The sequence below is a fragment of the Pseudomonas chlororaphis genome (genome assembly GCF_001921865.1).
Taxonomy (GTDB): Bacteria; Pseudomonadota; Gammaproteobacteria; order Pseudomonadales; family Pseudomonadaceae; genus Aquipseudomonas; species Aquipseudomonas chlororaphis_D.
This window is the reverse complement of sequence record NZ_MSCT01000010.1, coordinates 273,306-293,633: the sequence shown is the minus strand read 5'-3', so window position 1 is coordinate 293,633 and position 20,328 is coordinate 273,306. Positions and strand designations below refer to the sequence as shown.

Annotated in this window: 15 protein-coding genes; 6 read left to right on the top strand and 9 right to left on the bottom strand. The window is 65.6% G+C overall.

The annotated features are described in order from the left end of the window. Window positions 1-33 precede the first annotated feature (33 nt). The 9 genes from BTN82_RS13670 to BTN82_RS31335 all read right to left on the bottom strand — a co-directional run bounded on the left by BTN82_RS13670 (window position 34) and on the right by BTN82_RS31335 (window position 9,280). Window positions 34-480: a hypothetical protein gene (locus BTN82_RS13670; RefSeq protein ID WP_075119643.1), complete on the bottom strand. Its 447-nt coding sequence runs from the start codon at window positions 478-480 to the stop codon at window positions 34-36. Between the two features lie 51 nt (window positions 481-531). Next, the gene (locus tag BTN82_RS13665; protein ID WP_075119642.1) at window positions 532-1,143 is read right to left on the bottom strand and encodes a class I SAM-dependent methyltransferase; all 612 of its coding nucleotides are present in this window, start codon (window positions 1,141-1,143) and stop codon (window positions 532-534) included. Between the two features lie 61 nt (window positions 1,144-1,204). After that, a complete protein-coding gene (locus tag BTN82_RS13660; protein ID WP_075119641.1) occupies window positions 1,205-1,765 on the bottom strand; it encodes a hypothetical protein in 561 nt (186 codons plus the stop codon). Beyond that, window positions 1,762-2,556: a hypothetical protein gene (locus tag BTN82_RS13655; RefSeq protein ID WP_075119640.1), complete on the bottom strand. Its 795-nt coding sequence runs from the start codon at window positions 2,554-2,556 to the stop codon at window positions 1,762-1,764. Before BTN82_RS13655 ends, BTN82_RS13660 begins: the two co-directional genes overlap by 4 nt. A 23-nt stretch (window positions 2,557-2,579) precedes the next feature. Continuing rightward, window positions 2,580-5,396, bottom strand: a complete 2,817-nt coding sequence (locus BTN82_RS13650; RefSeq protein WP_075119639.1) for an ABC transporter ATP-binding protein — start codon at window positions 5,394-5,396, stop codon at window positions 2,580-2,582. After that, window positions 5,393-6,178, bottom strand: a complete 786-nt coding sequence (locus tag BTN82_RS13645) for a hypothetical protein (protein ID WP_075119638.1) — start codon at window positions 6,176-6,178, stop codon at window positions 5,393-5,395. Before BTN82_RS13645 ends, BTN82_RS13650 begins: the two co-directional genes overlap by 4 nt. After that, complete coding sequence (locus BTN82_RS13640; RefSeq protein ID WP_075119637.1) at window positions 6,175-7,563, bottom strand: MBL fold metallo-hydrolase; 1,389 nt, start codon at window positions 7,561-7,563, stop codon at window positions 6,175-6,177. The genes BTN82_RS13645 and BTN82_RS13640 overlap by 4 nt, the downstream gene beginning before the upstream one ends. After that, complete coding sequence (locus BTN82_RS13635) at window positions 7,560-9,032, bottom strand: MBL fold metallo-hydrolase (RefSeq protein ID WP_075119636.1); 1,473 nt, start codon at window positions 9,030-9,032, stop codon at window positions 7,560-7,562. The genes BTN82_RS13640 and BTN82_RS13635 overlap by 4 nt, the downstream gene beginning before the upstream one ends. Before the next feature lie 86 nt (window positions 9,033-9,118). Continuing rightward, window positions 9,119-9,280 carry a hypothetical protein gene (locus BTN82_RS31335; RefSeq protein ID WP_186828391.1) on the bottom strand — a complete coding sequence of 54 codons (162 nt, stop codon included), beginning with the start codon at window positions 9,278-9,280 and terminating at the stop codon, window positions 9,119-9,121. A 306-nt stretch (window positions 9,281-9,586) separates the two neighbouring features. Between BTN82_RS31335 and BTN82_RS13630 the strand changes: the two genes are divergently transcribed. The 6 genes from BTN82_RS13630 (at window position 9,587) to BTN82_RS13605 (ending at window position 20,312) form a co-directional block, all read left to right on the top strand. Beyond that, window positions 9,587-10,597, top strand: a complete 1,011-nt coding sequence (locus BTN82_RS13630; RefSeq protein ID WP_075119635.1) for an alpha/beta fold hydrolase — start codon at window positions 9,587-9,589, stop codon at window positions 10,595-10,597. 21 nt (window positions 10,598-10,618) lie between these two features. Beyond that, window positions 10,619-11,572 carry a D-2-hydroxyacid dehydrogenase family protein gene (locus BTN82_RS13625; RefSeq protein WP_075119634.1) on the top strand — a complete coding sequence of 318 codons (954 nt, stop codon included), beginning with the start codon at window positions 10,619-10,621 and terminating at the stop codon, window positions 11,570-11,572. A 486-nt stretch (window positions 11,573-12,058) separates the two neighbouring features. Beyond that, the gene (gene glgA / locus BTN82_RS13620; protein WP_075119633.1) at window positions 12,059-13,627 is read left to right on the top strand and encodes a glycogen synthase GlgA; all 1,569 of its coding nucleotides are present in this window, start codon (window positions 12,059-12,061) and stop codon (window positions 13,625-13,627) included. A 15-nt stretch (window positions 13,628-13,642) separates the two neighbouring features. Beyond that, a complete protein-coding gene (gene treZ, locus BTN82_RS13615; RefSeq protein ID WP_075119632.1) occupies window positions 13,643-15,436 on the top strand; it encodes a malto-oligosyltrehalose trehalohydrolase in 1,794 nt (597 codons plus the stop codon). Next, entirely contained in the window at window positions 15,433-17,517 is a 2,085-nt protein-coding gene (malQ, locus tag BTN82_RS13610) for a 4-alpha-glucanotransferase (protein ID WP_075119631.1), read from the top strand. Before treZ ends, malQ begins: the two co-directional genes overlap by 4 nt. Then, the gene (locus BTN82_RS13605; RefSeq protein ID WP_075119630.1) at window positions 17,514-20,312 is read left to right on the top strand and encodes a malto-oligosyltrehalose synthase; all 2,799 of its coding nucleotides are present in this window, start codon (window positions 17,514-17,516) and stop codon (window positions 20,310-20,312) included. Before malQ ends, BTN82_RS13605 begins: the two co-directional genes overlap by 4 nt. The last annotated feature ends 16 nt before the right edge of the window (window positions 20,313-20,328 follow it).

Here is a 20,328-nt window from a genome sequence, read left to right as displayed (position 1 = left end):
CGCCCCGCATGCGGCGGCCGGTTCATCCATCGATTACTCGGAGAGTACGTTGCTCATGTACACCTTGGTGTGGCGCAGGTACTCCTTGGGAATGTGATAGCCGCCATAGGCTTTCACATGACCGTCGATGTAGCCGCTCATGGCCTCGCGCGAGGCGAATATCTGCTTGGCCCGCTCGAAGGCCGCCGGATCGCGATAGATCATCAGGTGGATCAGCGGCTCGCCAAGTTCGGTAGGAATCAGGTTGATCACCTTGACCCCTTCCTTCGATTTGCCGGCATACGCCTGCATATAGGCGGCCTGGGAGGTGACGAAGGTCTTCAGGAATGCCTCTTCCTCGCCCTTGGGCGGCTCGAAGATGATGGTCATGGCCTTGCTGTCGGTGCTCTCGGCCGCGGTTGCCGGAGCCTGGGCCCATGCCTGGTTGCCGGAAAACCACAGGAGGCCGACCAGGCCCAGACGCGCTGTCAGGTTGTTCATCGCTATCACCGTTATGTTGCTGATGGATTATTTTTTTAGTTGACGCTTTTCTTATTTGTGCAACACGACGGAAATCATTCGTCCGTCAAGATCCGCCGTCGGGTCGGCGGTGTCCCGTGGGGCCACCGGCACCGAGCTGATTTCCACCCGGCGATAGTGTTCGAACATCACGCGCTGGTACTCCAGCGGCAGCAACGGACGGATGCAGAACAGCGCCAGGCGCCCGCCCTCGACAAGCAACGACTGCGCGGCGAACTTCAGGAACTCGAGGTTCTCGTCGTCGACCGCCGCCATGTCGTCGGCGAACGGATCGAAGAAGATCGCCGAATAACGCGCGTCGCCAGTCAGCTGCTGCCAGTAGCCGGGGTGCAGTTGAATGTTCGCCCGCGCCCCTTTCCAGCGCTCGGCCTGGGCAAGCACCTGCGGGTGAGGCTCGACAATGGTGTGGGACGCAGGGCCGAACGCCTGCAGGATGCTGGCCGAGATCCCCATGCCGAAGCCGATTTCCAGCAGCTGGTCGTCGTGCGTAAGCTTGAGGTCCTCGACCATCTTGCGGATCAACGGCCGTTCCCATTCATGCATGACGTACTCGCCGCCGATGCGTAGCGATTCGTCGGTGTAAACCGCTTCTGTCGCCAGATAGTCCTTGCGTTGCGGGTCCATGAGCACTCCTTTTCTCTTCACTCAGGGTAGGTGCGGCAGTCACGCCGACAGGGTTGTGGCGTCACCTCACTAGTTTCAATCCGGGCCTGCCGACGAACGCCTGCGCCGGCGTGACATTCGACTTCAGCAGCAACGTCTGGAACCCGCCCTTGAACGGAACCCTGGCGAGGATCGCGATACTCAGTTCCTCGAGGTACAGCGAGAAACCCTGCAACGCCTGCAAGGGCAGCCCGGCGAGCACGCCATGGGCGATTTCCAGCAGTAACTGGTCGAGATAGATCAGCAGCGTCCTCTCGGGGTGACGGCTGAGAATGGCCTCCAGCTCAATGGCGAAGGCGTGGTAGAGGGTGTTGAGGCTCGGGCTGCCATCACGGGAAGCATAGGGATCGAACAGCCAGTCCATCTTGCGTGTGCCATAGACCTGCTGTGGATCGTAGAACTCCTGCTCGAGGACCAGGGCCTGGATGTCCAGGCTGGCGGCCAACGCCAAGACCGGGGCATAACAGGCGGATCGGCCGGACAGCAACAGCAAGTCGCCGTGGGCCCGTTGCAATGTCTGCAGATGGCTCTGCAACAAGCCTTCGTCGAGGTGCCGGGCACGGCGCATGAGAATCACGTTCATCGGGTCGAACTCCTGAAACCGGCCTCACAGGCCGCCAGGGCCTCGATGTGCCGTGGCTGGGTGGCGCCGACGATACAAGCGTCCACCTGGATGTGGTGGAAGGCATAGTCCAGCGCGGGCTCCAGGGGGATATCGCCACCCGCCAGGCAATGCACGGCATAAAGCCGGGAATGGGCCTGGATTCGGCGCAGGTAGTCACTGTATGTGGTGCATTGCATGTTCAGCAGGTTGACCGGCACCGCGGCGCCGCTGAACGAGCGCTCTCTGAGCAGTTGCAAGAAGCCGGCACTGAGGTGAAACCCCAGGAGAATCCGCGAGGCCGCCGGGATGGCCGCTTCCATCTGCCGCAGGATCACATCAAGCAAGGCGTATTCACGTTGCGCGAGCAGGATATCCAGCCAGTCGCCCCCCAGGGTCACCCGACCGGGCTGGCAGCAGCGGATGATCTGGATATCTTCGGCGATCTGCTGCACATCGACGGCGAAGTCATAGCCGGGGGCATCGTAGTAGAACGCCGGGTTGGCCTGGATCTGCCGGACACCGACGGCCTGCCCCGTTGCCCGCTCGGTCACCCGCAGCAGAAATCGCGAATGATAGAGATGCCGTGCTCGCGGCCCATCGCCCAGGGCGCTGCTGACAGCCCTGGCCGTGGGCCAGTCGCCGCTGGCCAGGCCCAGCCCGGAGCTGGCCAGCACCCCGCGCGCGATCTCTTCGACCTGCTGCGCTGAATAGGGGCTGGCGTAACGCTTGAGAAAACCCCGGTCGCCCAGGTACAGGATCGGCTCATCCATGAGTACTTCCTTGCATCGGGCCATCAGCACGCCAGCTCGCCGAGTTCGATGTCATGCTCCAGCCGGCAACGATGATCCACCAGTACCAGGGTATTGCCCGAACGCTCGACATAGTGGTGCAACGCTTGCACCCGCTCGGCCAATTGCTCGGCGCGCAACGCGCTGAACGGCTCATCCAGCAACAGCAGATGATGGCTGTCGCCCGGTAAATCGTTCAGCCAGCGTTGCAGCCAGTCGCTGGCCTGCGGCTCGCCGGCGAGCAGCGCCAGGGTGTTGCCATCGAGGTAATAGCGAATCGGCGCCTTGGCCTGCTGCGCGCCGGTATCCTCGGTGGCCACGTCGGTGATGCCGGCCACGCCTTTGAGGTACTCGCTCTTGCCGGAACCGGAGTGCCCCGACAGCGAATACAACCGGCCCCGCTCCAGGCTCAGGCCTCGGTAGGCACGCTGGGCGACAAAGGGCGCGATCTGCAGGCTTTGCCCGGCGAGCGCAACGGCTACCGTACTTTTGCGCCGGGCAAAAAGTTGCAGGCGTTCCACCGACACCGACTGCGACTTGAAACCGGTGATAGCCAAAAACACATTCGCCAGATCGGAGCGCACCAGCAGCAAGGCCGTGACCGCCAGGACAAACGCCGAATCGCTGGTGCGGTAGAGGCTGCCCAACAAGACCACCAGGACGATCACCAGATCGCTGAGCAAGGTACAACTGGCCGCCGTGACGGTACGAGTGATCACGCTGCGCAGGCGGCTGGTATAAAAATGCTTCAGGCCGTCGGCTATCGCGCCGCGCTGGGTAAGCGCCAGCCAGTCTCCCAAGCCTTCGAAACCGGCGCCGCCAGCACGGGAAATGGAGAACGCCACATGGGCCGAGCGCAACAGGGAGTCAAAGCCCTTGACGCTTTCCACCCGGGTCCGGTACAGCTCGTTGATCGAAAGCCGGTACAACACCGCAAGCACGCCGCTGAACAGCAGCGCCACGGCAATACCGAACGCGCCGAAGCCCATCCACAAGGCCACGCCATTGCACAGCAACAACGCGATGATCCAGGCGATGTCATGGGTGTACCAGGCGATCCGCTCGAATGTCGTGGTGATATCGCGAGAAGCCACCTGCAACCCATCGACCAGGCGGGTAATCCGGATATCCCGCAACCCTTCGATGAACAACCGGGAAAACCGACGGCGTAACAGACTCTCGATACACAACCCGGCGACGATTCCCGCCCCTACTCCGCACAGGGCATATAACAGGACCTGCCAGGGGGAGAACCCTGCTTCGGGCAACGTCAGGTTGGCCGAGTAACTCATCATCAACGCCGGCACCAACATCATCAGCACGCCCCACCAGCAATAGCTGGACAGTTCGCCAAGGCTGAAGCGGGCCTGGACCGTGGCACCGTCTTTCGTCATGGCGCTCGCCCCCTCGCCAAGCACCGCCGGCGCGCCCTCTCGCTGCTCTATCGCCCTAGCGGCCGCCGAGCTGAAGCTCACCCAGGACAAACGTCCCAAGGCTTCTTTCACCGCCAGCGCGGCTGCGGCATCCAGCGCCGAGAAGTCATGGTCGATGCTCAGCGTCTTGTCCTGGGCACGAGCCAGAAATACCCCACGCAGCAGTTGCAAGCGCAAGCGCTGGCCGGCGGAAATATTGCTTGCGTCCAGCTCGATGGGCAGTTGCAACACTTGTTGCGGATCTTGCCCCAGCTCGGGTATCAGCCGGAATGCGCCCAACAACGCCTGCAGTTCTTCACGCGAAGTGTCCGGCAAGCCAGGAATCAGCTCGACCAGCGCCGCGGGCCAGATTGGCCAGTCGATATCGAACTCGATCACAGCGCGCTCCTGATCCACAGCGACCGATTGCCCCGCCGGATGCCCGCAGGAGCTCTGATACACGCCATTGAGCGCTTCCAGAGAACGGCCTACGGCCTTGTAACTCACATACGAGCGAGGCAGCGCGAGCACCGCCGCCAACAGCGGGATGCTCAGCCAGAAAATCGCCCCATCCCAGGCCATGGCCGATTCCGAAGTGCCTAGCAACCCCAGCAAGACAAAGGGAATCAAGCGGCCGAAACCGACGATATAGCTGTCAGCGCCCCGCAACAACGTATCCAGGTTGCGCAGGAAACGCTCTCCAGCCAGCGTCCGCTCGATGCCTTGCAAAGCCGCCTGGTCAGCGAACTGTTTGAGCCACGGCCCCTCGCGCAGCCAAACCGAACATTGTTCGATGCGCCGCGCCGCGGCCTCCATGATCCGTTCGTAATTGCGGTCCGAGAGCCTGGACAGCAGATAGGAAAGCGGCAGGAATGCGCCAATCACCGCAACGGCCCAGAGCCCCGCCGTGCCAAAGGCCAGTAACGCCAGCAGGACCGAAAGCAGCAGGAAAACCGGAATCGCCAACAGATTCACGCTGGCACCGATACCATCGAGAATCACGCTGAAATCCCGCGAGACCACGCGCTCCAGCAGCGATACCTCTACCCGGTGCTGCATCTTGCGCGCCAACAGGCGCTCGAACTCGCGGCACAGCCTCAAGGAGAGGTAGCGCTCCAGGTTGAGCTCGCTCACCACCAGCAAGAATCCGCTGATCGCGAGAAAGGCCAGGAGAGCGATATCCGCCAGGGAAACCTCGGCACTGCCCGGGGCCGCGACCAGGGTGCCGAGCTTATAAATGAACAACAACGGCACGCTGTACTGCAACAACGACACCAGCACATAGGCTCCGACCGCCCAGGGCGACAGACTGAAGGCCAGGCCGAAAAAGCCGTCGGCAAAAGCTCGTTCTTCGCCACGAGCAGCCGTCCGATAGCGCAATGCCGGGGTAAAACAGTACATCCACTTCACGGCATGGTCTCCTCGCAATACACCTTGCCGGGCTCCAGGGCCCGTACACGCTGCAGGCAGTCACGGATTTTCTGCAGGTCGTAATAGTGGACGGGGATGCCCCGGCACGCGCAGTAGTGCGCCAGCCATTTCCCCAGATGCCAGGAAAAGTCCATGCCCGCGTCCATGAAACGGCTCAGGGACAGAATGTCGAACCACACGCTGCGCCGCAGCGAATGGGTCTCCAGATCGATGATGCGCACACCATCCGCAGTGACGAGCAGATGCTCCGGCTTGCCATCGCCGACGCTGATGCCCTGCAAGTCGAATGAAGGGAAACGGCAGAGGGACGACAGGCAAGGATCAAGGAAATCAGGCGTACTGCGATGGCCCACGGCCAACTGGATGTTCGCCAGCGCCACGGCATGCATCGCGGCGTAGGCCGCGATCACATCAGGCAGGTCGGCCGGGATGGGCAAACGACCCTGGAGATGCTCCAGCACCAGCACCTGATGCTGCGCATCCTGATACTGCACAGTAGCGACCGGCCCCGAACGGAACAGCAGGTAGCCACTGACTTCGGCGGCATAGGCGGCCTCGTCGAAATATCGCTTGATCACCACCTGCTTGCCGGAAACTGCGCACCGGCCTGCGCAAACCAGGGATTTCACCGACTGGCCCAGCACCTGCAGAATCTGGTAGCGCTCGCCCAGCACTTGCGCAAGCGCCTGTCGCCGAAGCTGCACCTGGGCATCGCTGAGAAGCTCCAGATGTACATGTTCAAAGGCTGCCCGTCCGGTCATGGCGCAATCGCCAGGGAACGTTCATAACTGTGCAGGGCGCGCCCATAGTCCACCTGCTCGTTGTAGTACTCGAGCCAGAACGCCAGCGGACTGTCATAGCGATCGCAGACATACCATTGCGACGCCGACAGGTTGAGCAGCTCCCAGATTTGCAGCTCGCCGAGCAGCAGCCGGCAGAAATCCCCATGCTCGACACGAATGCCATAGGGATAACGCTTGATCGCCCCCACGCCTTCGTCCGGGACTTCGACGAACTCGACCCTGGACACGTCCAGCAACCACTGCTGGCTGGCCCCGTCTTCGCGGGTCAATTGCAACGCCACGCGGCACGGCCCTACGGGGCGGCCCAGGTACTCGCCCTGGGTCATCAGTACCTGGCCGTAGCGGGTGATCAGCCAGGTCCTGGCCATTTCATCGAGGTAGGCCTTGATCTGCTGTGTATCGAGCGACGTCCGGCGGCCCTGCCCTTGCGCCGGGCGCGTGTCGACCTCGCAGGACGTGCTGATCCAGCCCGCCGGTTCGCCGGGCTGTGCGGTCGCCACGTCGAAGCTTTCGCCAGGCGCCAGCGAGTGCACCGTGCGCAGCAATGACAATTCGCTGCAGATCTCTGCCAGTTCAAGGTTCGACCAGGGCTGGTGCATCTTGCCGAAGGGGTCGCGATAACCATTGCCCGCGAGAATCAGCGTCGGCACCTGATTCAGCCGGCGCATCGGTTTGTGCACGATCTCGTCCAGCAGGCGCAAACCGGGCACCCGCGTATAACGCTGGTCGGGCACCGGCAACAGATTGTCCAGGCCAATCGGCCCTTGCGCCCCGCTGCCCTGGAAATTGTTGGTCATCACCATGACTTGCGGCCAGGTGACGGCCCCGCTGTTGACGTCGGCAAAATAGGCATCGGCGATGCGTGTATCGGACTGGATGAACAACGCCTCGCCCCTCTGTCGCTCGACATGCAGCGAGGCCACCCGGCTGTCCCAGAACAGCACGTCGGTGCGCGGCATATAGAAACGCAGGCTCAGCGAGCCGATGGTGAACTCGGCCTGGGTATCGATCCGGCGCACTTGGTAACCGCAGGCACGGACAATGGCTTCGGCCGCCCCCGGAAACAGTTCCGGGACGTACACCACCTGGTGTTTGAGCAGATGCCCATAGTCCGACGACAGCTGGCGCAGGGAGGCCGGATTGAAGTGCTGCAGGTGTTCGGTGGTCAGAACAATCCCGTCCACCGCCGGCATGCGCTGCAGGTCGACGCTGCGCGCCGGGACGATGGAGAACTGTCGCTCGGCGTCGGAACCGAAGCCGTGCCCCAGCACGGGGTCGATCAGCAAGTGAGTATCGTCCGCCTGCAGCGACCAGCTTTCATGGCCGATCATCGTCAGCTTCATGGGCATGCCTCCAGGCTGTGCATACTGCGCGCGATGATTTTCGCCAGCAGTTCGGGGCTGCCGTTCTCGCCGTAGTAGCTGTAGAAGAACGGGATCAATCCGTCGAAGATGCCATTCTCGAACCACGACTGGACCGAAACGCCGACGATGTCCCAGATCTGCAGGTCGCCCTCGGCCATACCGACGAAATCCACCAGCGGCAGGCATACGCCAAAGGGGTACTGCGCCACCAGCGACTCGAGCTGGCTTTGCGGTTCAGCCTCGAACTGGCCGCTGATCAGGTTCAGCGCGTAACTGTCCTGGCGCCCGAGGGCCCGCGAGACGAAGCTGAAAACGATTCTTTTCGGCCCCAGCTTGCGCCCCTTGTGATGAGACATCGCCAGCGCCCTGCGCCCGGTGATGAACAGCATCAGGCTTTTCGCCAGGCGTTGCAGCTCGGCTTCCGCGCGCCGCAACAGCGCTTCATAGGCCGCATCGTCCTGCACATCCGGACGCACCGAAGCGACCACCTCGACGGTCTTGCGCGCCTCGATGAACTGGTCCAGTTCTTCGATCAACAAGCTGTGCTGCACCTTGTCCACCTGGACCCAATCGATAGCCGCCTGCGGTCCGGGTTCAGGGTCCAGGGCAAAGGCCTCGCCCGGCAGCAGGCCGACGATATTGGTGTCCAGACTGAGCCGATTGGCCAGCCGGCTCAGCGTCGGCTGGTCGGAAAACGGGAAAGCGGCGAACCCGCCCAGGCGCTTGATGAACCCACCGCCGCACAGCGCAATGTTCTCGGGTTGCACCGGAAAGTCGTCCATATAGCTGGTCAGCACCGCGCTCAGCACCCCGATCCCCAACGGACCGACTTTGCGGTTGCTGTCGCTGGCGTTCTTGCCCCAGTTTTCCAGGGACTGGAAGGCGCCCGGCGGCGACACCCTGGAATTGTTCGAGACAATCACCAGCTTGGGCGGAGCCAACCGCTCTTCGACGATGTCGCTCTTGAACACCTCGGACACCAGGGCGTCCACGGCAATGAAGATGCCGCTACTCGGCTGCTCGGCCTCCTCGATATGCACCTGGGTGACCCGGCTTTCCCAGAAGGCGGTCTTCGGATCCGCCGGGTAGAAGCGCAGACTCAGGTCGCCGACCCGCATCGGCTCGGTGTCATTGACTTCAGTGAGCGTGAATCCAAGGTCGCGGATGCACTGCTTGACCGGTTCGACGATGGTCGCCCCGACCACGAACCGGGCGGAACGCGGCAACAGGTTCAACGACTGGATATCGAAATGATCGGAATGTTCGTGACTGAGGAAAATCAGGTCTACATCGGATAATGCCGCGGCATCGACTGTGCGCGGCGGGTAGATCTCGATCCGGTGTTCGTCGACCAGACCGAAGTCTTCGCATAACAGCGGGTCAATCAGGACCCTGGTGCTTCCATGTTCCACCAGCCACGTTTGATGGCCGACAAAGATCGCTCTCATGTCCCCCTCCCTGGGTGACAACTGAAGACTCACTACCCAAAAAGTGAAAAAGCAAGAAATGCCTTTCTTGCTTTTTCGGGGTCAACTCAACGGTGGTAGGCGCAGCTCGCCGCCTTGGTTTCGGAAACCCGGGTCTTGGACTTCTTGATGGCGTCGCTCAAGGCCAGCAACTCTTCCTTGCTGAAGAGTACTTTTTCACTGTCTTGATGGTTCGGTGCGGTCGCACCTTGCTGGATCTTCTGGTTCATGACTTGCTCCTTGTCTAGCTGTTTCCAGGTACGCCAAAAGCGTAATGGCGTCCTGCCGCGAGCCAATATAACCGAGGAAACTAGTTTTTCAAGAAATCGAGTTGTACGGAAAAATATTGTGACGGCGATTTTCAGCCCATAGAAAACTTTTGATACAAAACTATCCGAAAGCCAGCGTCCGACGCCTGTCCATTCTCGAACGGCACCGCGGCGGGCATCCGGACAGCTGTTCCCGAGCGCTTGCCGGTACTTAATGAACCGCTAATCCAGCCCTTCCAGGATTGGCCGATACTTTGGAGTCATCCCGTGCCCCGACCCTGCCTCCGCTGGCTGCCCAGCCTGTTTCTGACCCTGGCCCTGCCCACCCTTGCCGCTGAAATACCGGCCTACGGCCCCGAACTGCAAGGTTTCGACTACCCCTACCCATTGCGGCACTTTGCCTTCGAGTCCCAGGGCCAGGCCTTGCAGATGGGCTATATGGACGTGCCGGCCAAGGGCACGCCCAACGGGCGCAGCATCGTGCTGATGCACGGCAAGAACTTCTGCGGGGCGACCTGGGACGGCTCGATCAAGGCCCTGAGCGACGCCGGCTACCGGGTTATCGCCCCGGACCAGATCGGTTTCTGCACCTCGAGCAAGCCTGAGCATTATCAATACAGCTTCCAGCAACTGGCGCAGAACACCCGGCAGTTGCTGGACCGGTTGGGCATCGCCCAGGTCAGCCTGCTGGGCCACTCCACCGGCGGCATGCTGGCCACCCGCTATGCGCTGCAATACCCCGACCAGGTGCAACAACTGGCGCTGGTCAACCCGATCGGCCTGGAAGACTGGAAGGCCCTCGGCGTGCCCTATCGCAGCGTCGACCAGTGGTACCAGCGCGAGCTCAAGCTGTCGGCCGAGGGCATTCGCAACTACGAACGCAGCACCTATTACGGCGGGCGCTGGAAGCCGGAATTCGAGCGCTGGGTGGACATGCTCGCCGGCCTGAACAAAGGCCCGGGGCATACGCGGGTGGCGTGGAACTCGGCGTTGATTTACGACATGATCTTCACCCAGCCGGTGTACTACGAATTCAAGGACCTGCCGATGCCGACCCTGCTGTTGATCGGCACCGCCGACACCACCGCCATCGGCAGCGACATCGCGCCGCCGGCGGTCAAGGCGCGGATCGGTCGCTACCAGGAACTGGGCAAGCAGGTGGCCGGGCTGATCCCGCACGCGACCCTGATCGAATTCCCCGGCCTGGGCCACGCCCCGCAGATGGAAGAGCCGGAGCCGTTCCACCGGGCCCTGCTGGGCTGGCTTGCCCCCCAATGACACGTATCCCCCGGAGCCCTCATGAGCGTACAGATCGCAGTAATCGATGACTGGCAGGACGTTGCCCGCGACACCGTGGACTGGTCGGTGCTGGCGGGCATCGGCCAGGTCAGCTTTATCCATGACTACCCCGGCGACACCGCGACCCTGAGCCAGCGCCTGGCGCCGTTCGAGGTGATCTGCGTGATGCGCGAGCGCACGCGTTTCGACGAGCAGCTGCTGCGCCGCCTGCCGCGGCTCAAGCTGCTGCTCACCGGCGGCATGCGCAACGCCGCCATCGACCTGCCGGCCGCCGCCGGACTGGGCATCCAGGTCTGCGGCACCGACAGCTACAAGCACGCGGCGCCGGAGCTGACCTGGGCGCTGATCATGGCCCGGACCCGCAACCTGCTCGACGAAGCCAACGCCCTGCGCGCCGGCCACTGGCAACAAGGCCTGGGCGGCGACCTGCACGGCAAGACCCTGGGCATCCTCGGCCTGGGCAGCATCGGCCAGCGGGTGGCGCAGTTCGGCCAGGTGTTCGGCATGCGGGTGATCGCCTGGAGCGAGAACCTCAGCGCCGAACGCGCCGCCGCGGCTGGCGTGACCTACGTCAGCAAGCAGCAGCTGTTCGAGCAGGCCGACGTGTTGTCGGTGCACCTGGTGCTCAGCGAGCGCAGCCGCGGCCTGGTAGACGCCCAGGTATTGGCCTGGATGAAACCCACGGCGCTGCTGGTCAATACCGCCCGCGGGCCGATCGTCGACGAAGCGGCGCTGATCGCCGCCCTCGAACGCGGGCAACTGGCCGGCGCGGCGCTGGATGTGTTCGAGCAGGAACCGCTGCCCGCGGACCATCCGTTCCGGCGCCTGCCCAACGTGCTGGCCACGCCCCATATCGGTTACGTCAGCCGGCAGAATTACCAGCAGTTCTTCGGCCAGATGATTGAAGACATCCAGGCCTGGGCCGCCGGCCGGCCAATCCGACCGCTGGGCTGAAGCCACTCACAAGCATTACGCCAGCACTGCCCGCCCCCTCTTCGGGCGCGGGCTTTTTTCATGCACCGCGCGTGTGCAGCCCCCTCACCGTTTTTGCCCAAAGGCCAAAAACCGGCGCCCCCGGGCAGTGCGCGGGGTTGCCTTTCGTCGGCTTTATTTCCGGGCAGCGCAACCTCGCGCCCACGAAAACCGAATCGTCATGCCCGCGCTCTAACTTCTGTCCTAGACTGCAATCCGTAAAGTGACCGACCGGTCATTTGCACTGAAATAAAGTCGAAACTTTTGGCTCGTGCCTTGGGTCAGGTTAAAGGTAGGGCCTGCGCGACTGGTGCAATCCTTGCAACGGCCCCTTCACCCTCTTTGCGTCGACGCGTGAGGCTGCGTGTGGCTTTCGTACGCGCCACGCTTTTGTGCCCGGCCACAGGATTGGCCTTTTGACACCGCTGGCCAGATGCCAGGAATCGATCAATAAAACGGGAGAAACAGATGACCAGTGCCGTATTGCAAACCCAGGGAAAGCATCCTCTGCCGCTGGCCGGCGAACCGGCCTCCCCCTCGATTCTCGCCCCTGGCGGCAAGACGCTGCTGCCCATGCCCCGGCACAACCCCAACCGCAAGAAAGTCCTGTTCGTCACCTCCGAGATCGCCGACCTGGTCAAGACCGGCGGCCTGGGCGATGTCTCCGCCGCCCTGCCGCGGGCCATGGCGCACCTGCATGACGTGCGCCTGCTGATCCCCGGCTACCGGCAGGTCATGCACAGCGAAAACCCCATCCATGTCATCGGCGAGCTGGGCGGCCACGCAGCCCTGCCGGCCTGCAAGATCGGGCGCATGGACATGCCCGACGGCCTGGTCATCTATGTGCTGATCTGCCCCGAACTGTACGAGCGCGAAGGCACGCCCTACGGCGCCAACAACGGCCGCGACTGGCCGGACAACCATATTCGCTTCGCCCGCCTGGGCCTGGCCGCCGCCGACATCGCCGCCAACCTGGCGCAGATCCACTGGTGCCCGGACCTGGTGCACGCCCACGACTGGCCCGCCGGGCTGGCCCCGGCCTATATGCACTGGCGCGGACAGCGCACGCCGACCCTGTTCACCATCCACAACCTGGCGTACCAGGGCGTGGTCAGCCTCGCCTCCTGCCCGGAACTGGGCATCCCCGAACACGCCCTGCAACAGGAAGGCATGGAGTTCTACGGCAAGCTGTCGTTCCTCAAGGCGGGTATGGCCTACGCCAGCCATATCACCACCGTCAGCGCCACCTACGCCCAGGAAATCACCACCCCGGCCTTCGGCTGCGGGCTCGACGGTTTCCTCGCCAGCAAGACCCAGCAAGGCCTGCTCAGCGGCATCCCCAACGGCATCGACGAAAGCTGGGACGCCGCCACCGACCCGCACCTGGCCAACCCCTTCGCCATCGGCGACTGGCAGGGCAAGGCGGCCAACGCCGCCCACGTACGGCAGATGTTCGGCCTCGACGACAGCAGCGGCCCGTTGTTCGCCGTGGTCTCGCGGCTGGTCTACCAGAAAGGCCTGGACCTCACCGAGGGCGTGGCCGAGTACATCGTCAAGTCCGGCGGCCAGATCGCCATCATCGGCCGTGGCGAGCCCGAGGAAGAGCAGTCCATGCGCGCCCTGGCCGCGCGCTTTCCCGGGCGCATCGGGGTGCATATCGGCTTCGACGAAACCGACGCCCGGCGCATGTTCGCCGGCAGCGACTTCCTGTTGATGCCCTCGCGCTACGAGCCCTGCGGCCTGAGCCAGATGTACGCCCAGCGCTTCGGCTCGCTGCCGGTGGCGCGCAATACCGGCGGCCTGGCCGACACCATCGAGAACGGCGTCACCGGGTTTCTCTTCGACGAGTCCACGGTACCCAGCTACGAAGAGGCCCTGGGCCGCGCCTTCAAGGTGTTCGCCTACCCACAATTGCTCAACGCCATGCGCTGCCGGGCCATGGCCGCGCCCTTCAACTGGTGCAAGGCGGTGGAACCCTACGCCGAACTCTACGAACAACTGGTGGCCAGGGCGCTGGGAACATCGGCCAGGCCGTAAAAGGGGGCGCCACCGATGCCGTCAAGGACTCCGGAAGCCTGGCCCCACGGCGCTGTCGTACTGGATGCCGAACGCACCCGTTTCGCCCTTTGGGCGCCGGATGCCCGACACGTCAGCCTGGAACTCGAAGACGGCTCGTCGCGACCGCTACAGCCCCAGGCCGACGGCTGGTTCATGGCCGTCGAGCAATGCCCGCCCGGCACCCGCTACCGCTTCGGCATCGACGGCGAGATCCGCGTCCCCGACCCGGCGTCCCGAGCCCAGGACGGCGACATCGACGGCGCCAGCGTGGTGGTCGATCACCAAGCCTACCGTTGGCAACACCCGCACTGGCGCGGCCGCCCCTGGCACGAAGCGGTGATCTACGAACTGCATGTGGGCGTGCTCGGCGGCTACCGCGCAGTCGAGCAACAGTTGCCGCGCCTGGCCGAACTGGGCGTCACCGCCATCGAGTTGATGCCCGTGGGGCAATTCCCCGGCGCGCGCAACTGGGGCTACGACGGCGTCCTGCCTTACGCGCCGCAGGCTTCCTATGGCTCGCCCGACGACCTCAAGCGCCTCATCGACAGCGCCCACGGCCTGGGTCTCGCGGTGATCCTGGACGTGGTCTACAACCACTTCGGCCCCGACGGCAATTATCTGCATCGCTACGCCAGCGCCTTCTTTCGCGAAGACCGCCACACCCCCTGGGGCGCGGCCATCGACTTTCGCCGCCGCCAGGTGCGCGACTTCTTTATCGACAACGCCCTGATGTGGCTGCTGGAGTACCGCTTCGACGGCCTGCGCCTGGACGCGGTGCACGCCATCGACGACCCGGAGTTCCTCGGCGAACTGGCGCAACGGGTGCGCCAGCGCTGCGACCCGGCGCGGCAGGTCTGGCTGACCGTGGAAAATGAGCACAACCAGGCCCGCCTGCTGGAGCGCGATTACGACGCGCAGTGGAACGACGACGGGCACAACGCCCTGCACGTGCTGCTGACCGGCGAAACCGATGCCTATTACGCCGATTTCGCCGAGCAGCCCACCGCGCAGTTGGCGCGCTGCCTCGGCCAGGGCTTCGCCTACCAGGGCCAGCGCAACCGCCACGGCACGCCGCGCGGCGAACCCAGCGGCCACCTGCCGCCCAGCGCCTTCGTGCTGTTTTTGCAGAACCACGACCAGATCGGCAACCGTGCCTTCGGCGAGCGCCTGGCGCAGTTGGCCGAGCCCCAGGCGCTGGACGCGGCCACGGTGCTGTTGCTGCTGTCGCCGATGATTCCGCTGCTGTTCATGGGCGACGAACTGGCGGCGCCACAACCCTTCCTGTTTTTCACCAGCCACCACGGCGCCCTGGCGGACGCGGTGCGTGAAGGCCGGCGCAACGAATTCGCCGCCTTCAGCGCCTTTGCCGATGCCGACCAACGCCAGCGAATTCCCGACCCGAACGCGCCCGCGACCTTCCGCGCCTCACGCCCCCAGGTGGACCCGATCCGGGCCGAGCGGACCCAGGCGCTGTACCGCCAACTGCTGCGCCTGCGCCGCCAGTTCATCGTGCCGTACCTGCCTGGCGCCCAGGCCCTGGGCGCCGAGGTGCTCGCCCCGGGCGCGCTCTGTGCCCGCTGGCGCCTGGGCGACGGTCGGGAGCTGCGTATCGACCTCAACCTGAGCGCGCAGCCGGTCGAGCAGCCGCCCGTCGCGCTGCAACCGCTGTTCGAGTACCCGCCCCCGGCCCATTCGCTGTCGCCAGGGCCTGGCCTCGCGCCCTATAGCGCGCGGGCCAGCCTCGGCGCAGTCGCCCCCACGCCCGACCTTGACGGAGAACGCCCATGAGCGACGCGCCACTGGAAATCCTCGCCAGCCAAGCCGGCCTGGCCGTCGACTGGGTCGACGCCAACGGCCGCCCGCAACGGGTCGAGCCGCGGGTACTGCGCGCGGTGCTGGCCGGCCTCGGGCACCCGGCCGACAACGAGCAGCAGATCGCCGACAGCCTGCGGCAACTGCAACAGGCACGACAGGCCCATCAATTGCCGCCGCTGCTGACCGTCGAGGTCGGCCAGGGCCTGGACCTGGGGCGCTACTTCGCCGCGGACACGCCCTGCGACATCCACCTGGAAGACGGCAGCGTGCTGACCCTCAGGCTGGACGCCAACGCCAGGCTGCCGGGGCTGCTGCCAGTCGGCTATCAGAACGTCGCCATCGCCGGCCAGCATTTCACCCTGGCCGTGGCCCCCGAGCGTTGCTACAGCGTCGCCGACGCGGTGGACCAGGCCACGCCCCGGGCCTGGGGCCTGAGCGTGCAACTGTATGCGCTGCGCCGCACCGGCGACGGCGGCTTCGGCGACACCCAGGCCCTGGAAGATCTGGCGCGGATGGCCGGCGAACGGGGCGCCGACGCCCTGGCCATCAGCCCGATGCACGCCATGTTCAGCAGCGACACCGAGCGCTACAGCCCGTACTCGCCGTCCAGCCGGTTGTTTCTCAACAGCCTGTACGCCGCCCCCGGGAGCATTCTTGGCGAACAGGCCTGGCGCAGCGCTATCGACGCCAGTGGCCTCGGACCGCAGTTGCAGCAGCTGGAGCAACAGCCGATGGTCGACTGGCCGCAGGCCGCCCAGGCCCGGCAGAAGGTCCTGCGCGCCCTCTACCACGACTTTTGCCGGGGCGAACATCCGTTGCATCAGGACTTCGCCAGTTTCCGCCATGCCAGCGGCGAGGCCCTGGAAAACCACTGCCGCTTCGAGGCCCTCCAGGCCCGGTGCGCGGCCCGCGGCGAAAGCCTCGACTGGCGCCAATGGCCCGAGGCCTGGCGCACCCCGCGCAGCCCGGCGCTGACGCAGTTCGCCGCGGAACAGGCCGGCGAGATCGGCTTCTACGCCTTCTGCCAATGGCTGATCGCCCGCTGCCTGGAGCGCGTGCAAAGCGCCGCCCGCGACAGCGGCATGGGCATCGGCCTGATCGCCGACCTGGCGGTGGGCGCCGACGGCGGCGGCAGCCAGGCCTGGAGCCGCCAGGACGAGCTGCTGGCGGCGCTGACCGTCGGCGCGCCGCCCGACATCCTCAACCGCCAGGGCCAGGGTTGGGGCATTTCCGCGTTTTCCCCCGAGGGCCTGGTGCGCAACGGTTTCCGCGCCTTCATCGAAATGCTCCGGGCCAACTTCGCCCACGCCGGCGGCCTGCGCATCGACCATGTGATGGGCCTGCAACGGCTGTGGGTGATCCCCCTCGGCGCGCCGCCCGGCGACGGCGCCTACCTGTATTACCCGGTGGACGACCTGCTGCGCCTGCTGGCCCTGGAGTCGCACCGGCACCAGGCGATCGTCCTCGGCGAAGACCTCGGCACCGTGCCCGACGGCCTGCGGGAAAAACTCGCCGCGCGGGCCATGCTCGGCATGCGCGTGCTGCTGTTCGAGCAGGAGCACGGCACGCATTTCCGGCCGATCCTCGACTGGCCGGACAATGCCCTGGCCACCACCAGCACCCACGACCTGCCGACCCTCGCCGGCTGGTGGCAAGGCCGCGACATCGACTGGAGCGCGCGCCTGGGCCTGGTGGACGGCAGCGGCGAAACCCACTGGCGCGAACACCGCCAGCGCGAACGCGAGGGCCTGCGCCACGCCCTGGCCCGCGACCCGCAGAATTTCCGGCGCGCAGACAGCCGCGAAGCTGACCAGGTGGTGGACGCCAGCGTGCGCTTCCTCGGCCACACCCGCGCGCCGCTGGTGCTGCTGCCGCTGGAGGACGCCCTGGGCATCGACGAGCAGGCCAACCTGCCCGGCACCCTCGACACCCACCCCAACTGGCGCCGGCGCCTGGCCGGCGCCAGCGCGAGCCTGCTCGACGACCCGGACGCCGCGCGCCGCCTTGAGCTGCTGGCCTGCGCCCGGCAGCAGGCCCACGAGCGCGACCGATGAACGCCCTGCTGCCGCCGACCGGCCCCCCGCCCGTGCGCGCCACCCTGCGCCTGCAATTTCACCGGGGGTTCAGCCTCGACGACGCGGTACCGCTGGTGCCCTACTTCGCCCGCCTGGGCATCAGCCACCTGTACGCCTCGCCGCTGCTCTGCGCGCGCGCCGGCTCGCTGCACGGCTACGACGTGGTCGACCCGACCCGGATCAACCCCGAGTTGGGCGGTGAGCCAGCCCTGGAACGCCTGGTCCGCCGCCTGCGCCGGCACGGCATGGGCCTGCTGCTGGATATCGTCTCCAACCATATGGCGGTCGGCGGCGCGGACAATCCCTGGTGGCAGGACCTGCTGCGCTGGGGGCGCCTGAGCCCCTACGGCGAGTTCTTCGATATCCAGTGGCATTCCCCCGACCCGCTGCTGGAGGGCCAGTTGCTGCTGCCGTTCCTCGCCAGCGACTACGGCGCGGCCTTGCAGCAAGGCGAGCTGGCGCTGTGTTTCGATGCCGAGCGCGGCGGCTTTCATGTCGAGCATGACCAGCACCGCTTCCCGATCTGCCCCAGCGACTACGGCGAACTGCTCAGGCTCCAGGGCAAGCGTGCCGCCGCGCCGGCCGAACGGCTCAAGCCGCTGGCCGAGGCCTTCGGCAGCCTGCGCTATCAGCCCGACGCCCACACCCGGGCCGAACCTTTGCAGCGACAATTGCGCGAAGCCGCCCGGCAGCCGGGGATTGGCGCGGCCATCGAACACCACCTGAGGCGATACGACGCCCGTCAGCCGGAAGGTTTCGCCCGCCTGCACGCGCTGCTGGAGCAGCAGAGCTACCGTCTGGCCAGTTGGCGCACGGCGGCGGACGACATCAACTGGCGGCGCTTCTTCGACGTCAACGAATTGGGCGGGCTGCGGGTCGAGCGGCCGGCAGTGTTCGAAGCCACCCACGGCAAAATCTTCCAGCTGATCGCCGACGGCCTGGTGGACGGGCTGCGCATCGACCATATCGACGGCCTCGCCGATCCCCGCGGCTACTGCCGCAAGCTGCGGCGCCGGGTCGATGCCCTGCGGCCCGGCCAGCACCTGCCGATCTACGTGGAAAAAATCCTCGGCCCCGGCGAACGCCTGCGCCGCGACTGGGGCGTGGACGGCAGCACCGGCTACGAATTCATGAACCAGCTGTCGCTGCTGCAACACGACCCGCGCGGCGCGGCGCCCCTGGCCGAACTCTGGAGCCGGCACAGCGAACGCCCGGCGGCCTTTATCGAAGAAGCCCGGTTGGCGCGCCAGCAACTGCTCAACGGCTCCCTGGCCAGCGACTTCGAGAGCGTGGCCCAGGCCCTGCTGCAGGTGGCGCGCAACGACGTGATGAGCCGCGACCTGACCCTGGGGGCGATCCGCCGCGCATTGCAGGAACTGATCGTGCATTTCCCGGTGTACCGCACCTACATCGGTGCCTGCGGCCGCTCGGCAGCGGACGAGGCGGTTTTCCAGCAGGCCCTGCAAGGTGCCCGCGCCACCCTGGGCGAAGCCGACTGGCCGGTGCTCGACTGCCTGCAACAGTGGCTCGGCGGCCGCGGCTGGCGCCATTTGCCGCCGGGGCGCCCGCGCAAGGTGCTCAAGCATGCCGGCGTGCGCTTCCAGCAACTGACCTCGCCGACGGCGGCCAAGGCGGTGGAAGACACCGCCTTCTATCGCTCGGCGGTGTTGCTGTCGCGCAACGACGTGGGTTTTGCCGCCGAGCAGTTCAGCGCCCCGGTCGCGGACTTCCACGCGGCCTGCCGCGAGCGCCTGGAACAGTTCCCCGACAATCTGCTGGCCAGCGCCACCCACGACCACAAGCGCGGCGAAGACGCCCGCGCGCGCCTGGCGGTGCTCAGCGAGCGCGGCCCGTGGTACGTCGAACAGGTCGAACACTGGCGCGGCCTGGCCCAGGCGCTGCGCGACGAGCCCCTGGCGCCGAGCGGCGGCGACGAGCTGATCCTCTACCAGGCACTGCTCGGCAGTTGGCCGCTGACGCTGCGCGCCGACGACGCCGAGGGTCTGCGCGAGTACGCCCAGCGCCTTTGGCAATGGCAGCAGAAGGCCCTGCGCGAAGCCAAGCTGCACAGCAGTTGGGCGGCGCCTAACGAGGTCTACGAAAGCGCGGTCCGCGGGTTTATCCAGCGCTTGTTGCTCGGCGCCGAGGGCCGCCCGTTGCGCAACGCCATCGCCGCGGCCGTCCAAGCCATCGCCCCGGCCGGCGCCCTCAACAGCCTGGCGCAATCCTTGCTGCGCATGACGGTGCCGGGGGTGCCGGACCTGTACCAGGGCAACGAGTTCTGGGACTTCAGCCTGGTGGACCCGGATAACCGCCGGCCGGTGGACTTCGCCGCCCGGCAGCAGGCCTTGCAGCCGGGCGACGAGCCCCACGAACTGCTGGCGAACTGGCGCGACGGGCGCATCAAGCAGGCGCTGGTCGCCGCCGCCCTGGCCCGCCGCGGCGAATGCCCGGAACTGTTTCGCCGGGGCACCTACCAGGCGCTGGCGGTGCGCGGCCAGCACGCAGGCTCGGTGCTGGCGCTGCTGCGCGAACACCAGGGCCAGCGCGCCGTGGTGATCGTGCCCAGGCTCGCGGCCGGGCTGCTGGGAAACGGCGCGCGACCCTGGGTCGACGCGCCGGATTGGGGCGATACGCGGGTGCACCTACCGTTCGCCGCCCCCGGACAACACCTGAAGGGATTTTTTTCCAGCGCGACAGTCACACAGCACAAGGATCTGACGATCAGCAGCGCTTTGCGGGATTTCCCGGTCAACCTCTTCATCCAAACTTGAGTCAGTTCAGGAGCAT